General features: G+C 70.4%; 2 protein-coding genes. Both read left to right on the plus strand.

Annotated features, from left to right (window positions below):
* A partial coding sequence (locus ACFY0P_RS52045; RefSeq protein ID WP_388929515.1) for a phosphopantetheine-binding protein occupies nucleotides 1-564 on the plus strand: 564 nt, incomplete at its 5' end.
* A 5-nt stretch (nucleotides 565-569) separates the two neighbouring features.
* Nucleotides 570-3445 (plus strand): amino acid adenylation domain-containing protein (locus tag ACFY0P_RS52050; protein ID WP_388929516.1); only part of this gene is annotated, 2876 nt, incomplete at its 3' end.

Here is a 3445-nt window from a genome sequence, read left to right on the forward strand (position 1 = left end):
CAGGCCGTGGTGGCCGCGCATCCGGCTGTGGCCCGGGTGGCGGTGATTGCCCGTGAGGACATGCCGGGGGGCCGTCAGCTGGTGGCGTATGTGGTTGCCGAGCCGGGTGCCGGTGATGATCTGCCGGGTTCGGTGCGGGAGTTCGTGGCGGAGCGGTTGCCGCAGTACATGGTGCCGTCGGCGGTGGTGGTGCTGGAGGAGCTTCCGTTGACGGTGAACGGCAAGGTGGACCGGGCGGCGCTGCCGGTGCCGGGCCGGACGGGTGCGCAGGTGTCGCGGCGGCCGGTGACCGCGCAGGAAGAGGCGTTGTGCGGGCTCTTCGGCGAGGTCCTGGGCGTTGAGGAAGTCGGCGCGGAGGATGATTTCTTCGCTCTGGGGGGTCATTCCCTGCTGGCGACGCGGTTGATCGCGCGGGTGCGCAGTGTGCTGGACGCCGAGTTGCGTATCCGGGACCTGTTCGACGCACCCACCCCCGCCCAACTCGCCACCCGCCTGCAGCAAGCCAAGAAGACGAAGAGCAGGCCCGCCCTGCGTCCGAGGAACACACGAGAGCACGGGGAGTAACGGTGATGATTCCGCTGTCGTACGCCCAGCAGCGCCTGTGGTTCCTCGACCGGCTCGAAGGACCCAACCCGTCCTACAACACTCCCGTCGCCATCCGGCTCACCGGTGTTCTGGACGTGGCCGCGTTGAGCGCGGCCTTGCGTGACGTCCTGAGCCGTCACGAGGCTCTGCGCACCGTCTTTCCGGAGCAGGACGGGATCCCGCGGCAGCGCATCGTCGCGATGGACGACCTCGACTGGGAGCCGGCCGTCGTCGAGACCGCCGCCGAGGACGTGGACGAGGCCGTACGGGAGGCGGCGGCCCGGCCGTTCGACCTCTCCCGCGAACTCTGCTTCCGCGTCTGGCTGTTCACTCAGGCACCGGACGAGAACGTGCTGCTCATGGTCATGCACCACATCGTGTCCGACGGCTGGTCGCTGGGGCCGCTGGCGCGTGACCTGTCGGCTGCGTACGCCGCCCGGTGCCGGGGCGAGGCGCCGGACTGGACGCCGTTGCCGGTGCAGTACGCCGACTACGCGATCTGGCAGCGGGACCTGCTGGGAGACGAGGACGATCCGGACAGTCTGCTGTCCGAACAGGTGGCGTACTGGCGCAAGGCGCTGGCCGGGGCACCGGAGGAGCTGGTGCTGCCGACCGACCGGCCCCGGCCCGTGATGTCGGGGTACGACGGTCACCAGGTCACGCTGACCGTCCCCGCGCAGGTCCACCGGAGACTGGCGGAGATCGCCCGGCAGCAGGACGCGACGCTGTTCATGGTGCTGCAGGCCGCGCTCGGGGTGCTGCTGACCCGACTGGGCGCCGGCGAGGACATCGTCGTCGGCACCCCCGTGGCAGGGCGGACCGACGACGCCCTGGACGACCTGATCGGGTTCTTCGTCAACACGCTCGTGCTCCGGACGGACCTCTCCGGCGCGCCCACCTTCGCTGAACTGGTGGACCGCGCGCGGGAAACCGGGCTGGACGCCCTCGACCATCAGGACGTCCCCTTCGAGCGTCTGGTGGAGGTGCTGTCGCCGACGCGGTCGTTGGCACGGCATCCCCTGTTCCAGGTCATGCTCACCGTGCAGAACACGGGCCGGGCCGCACTGCGGCTGCCCGGACTGACCGCATCGGCGATGCCGACGAAGGGTGTACCCGCGAAGTTCGACCTGGACGTCACCATCAGCGAAGTGGTGGAGGGAGGCACGCCCGCCGGACTGCGTGGCCTGGTGACGGTCTCGGCGGATCTGTTCGACCGTGAGTCGGCGCAGTTGATCGCGGAGCGGTTCGTGCGTGTCCTGGAGACGGTGGCCGGGGATCCGGGTGTGCGCGTGAACGCGGTCGACGTGCTGGGTGCGGCCGAGCGTGACCGTGTGCTGCGGGAGTGGAACGACACGGGTGTGGCGGTTCCCGTGGAGACGGCGGTCGAGCGGTTCGAACGCCAGGCGGCGCTGACTCCGGATGCGGTGGCGGTGGTGTGTGCCGGGGGAGCGGAGGTGTCGTACGGGGAGTTGAACGCGCGGGCGAACCGGCTGGCGCGGTATCTGGTGGGTCTGGGTGTCGGGCCGGAGTCGGTGGTGGGTCTGTGCCTGTCGCGGGGTGTGGATCTGATCGTGGCCGTGCTCGGGGTGTTGAAGGCGGGCGGGGCCTATCTCCCACTGGACCCGGACTATCCGGCGGAACGGCTGAAGTTCATGCTCGCCGATGCCCGACCCGTGTGCGTCCTCACCGAGTCGGGCGTGGCGCAGTCGATGCCGAGTGTGGCGACGCCGCTCCTGCTGCTGGACGCCCCGGCCACGACCGAGCGCCTGGCGGAGTGCTCGCCCGGCGACCTGCTCGACACCGACCGGCGGGCACCGCTCCTGCCGGCGCACCCCGCCTACGTGATCTACACCTCGGGGTCCACCGGAGTGCCCAAGGGCGTCGTGGCCGTGCACTCGGGCCTGCTGAACCTGGCTCAGGCCGGTCGGACTCGGTTCGGTACGGCTCCGGGAGGACGGGTCGCGCAGTTCGCATCGGTGAGTTTCGACCAGTTCTGCGCGGACTGGTCACTGGCCCTGCTGTCCGGGGCGACGCTGGTCATGGTGCCGTCGGAGCGCCGGCTCGGTACGGAGCTCGCTTCGTTCCTGGCCGAGCAGGAGGTCACCCATGTGTCGCTGCCGCCCGCCGCGTTGGCGACTCTGGACAGCGGATCGATCCGCGAAGGCGTCGTGATCGACGTGGGTGGCGAGGCGTCGTCGGCGGAGTTGCTCGCGCGCTGGTCGGCCGGGCGCATGCTGTTCAACACCTACGGTCCGACGGAGACGACCGTGGACGCGGCGGCTTGGCGGTACCGGCCCGACGCGCCCGAGGTGCGGATCGGTTCGCCGGTGGCGAATGCGCGGGTGTATGTGCTGGACGAGTGGCTGCGGCCGGTTCCGCCGCGTGTGGCCGGTGAGCTGTACGTCACCGGCGCGGGAGTGACCCGAGGCTACCTGGGGCGGCCGGGGTTGACGGCGGGCCGGTTCGTTGCGGATCCGTTCGCGGGTGACGGTTCTAGGCTCTACCGGACCGGGGATGTGGTGCGGTGGTCGGCGGACGGCGAGCTGGTGTTCCTCGGCCGTGCCGACGATCAGGTGAAGATCCGTGGGTTCCGGATCGAGTTGGGTGAGGTGGAGGCGGCGGTCGCCGCGCACGCGGACGTGGCGCAGGCCGCGGTGATCGCTCGTGAGGACGGTACGGGCGGGCCCCGTCTGGTGGCCTACGTCGTCCCTGGCCGAGAGGCTGACGGAGAACTCGCGGCCTCCGTACGTGAGTTGGCCGAGACACGGTTGCCGGAGTACATGGTGCCGTCGGCGGTGGTGGTGCTGGAGGAGTTGCCGTTGACGGTGAACGGCAAGGTGGACCGGGCTGCTCTGCCCGC

Origin of the sequence: Streptomyces sp. NPDC001714, from assembly GCF_042892755.1 — a bacterium.
GTDB lineage: Bacteria > Actinomycetota > Actinomycetes > Streptomycetales > Streptomycetaceae > Streptomyces.